Annotated in this window: 1 protein-coding gene; it reads right to left on the bottom strand. The window is 67.3% G+C overall.

Going from position 1 to position 306, the window contains the following annotated elements; translation table 11 throughout:
* A partial coding sequence (locus AB4Y43_RS40560) for a pyridoxal-phosphate dependent enzyme (RefSeq protein WP_368730299.1) occupies nucleotides 1-306 on the bottom strand: 306 nt, incomplete at both ends.

The following is a 306-nucleotide window of genomic DNA, read 5'->3' as shown; positions in this document are numbered from 1 at the left end:
GGATCGTCACCGCGAACACCGCTTCGCGCGCCTCGCCCACCTCGGCACGCTCGGCCACGAAGCGCATGCGGTCGAAGTTCATGTTCGCGCCCGAGGTGATCGCCACCAGCGTCTGCCCCTCGATGCCTTCGCGCTCCGCGTACTGCTTCGCGCCCGCCACGGCCAGTGCGCCTGCGGGCTCGAGCACGCTGCGCGTGTCCTGGAAGACGTCCTTGATCGCGGCGCAAAGGGCGTCCGTATCGACCGTGAGCACTTCGTCGAGATACTGGTGGCACAGGCGGAAGGTTTCCTCGCACACGAGCTTGA

The sequence above is a fragment of the Paraburkholderia sp. BR10872 genome, assembly GCF_040965835.1.
Taxonomy (GTDB): Bacteria; Pseudomonadota; Gammaproteobacteria; order Burkholderiales; family Burkholderiaceae; genus Paraburkholderia; species Paraburkholderia nodosa_A.
Note: the sequence above shows the minus strand (reverse complement) of the source record. Positions and strands in the feature narration are given on the sequence as shown.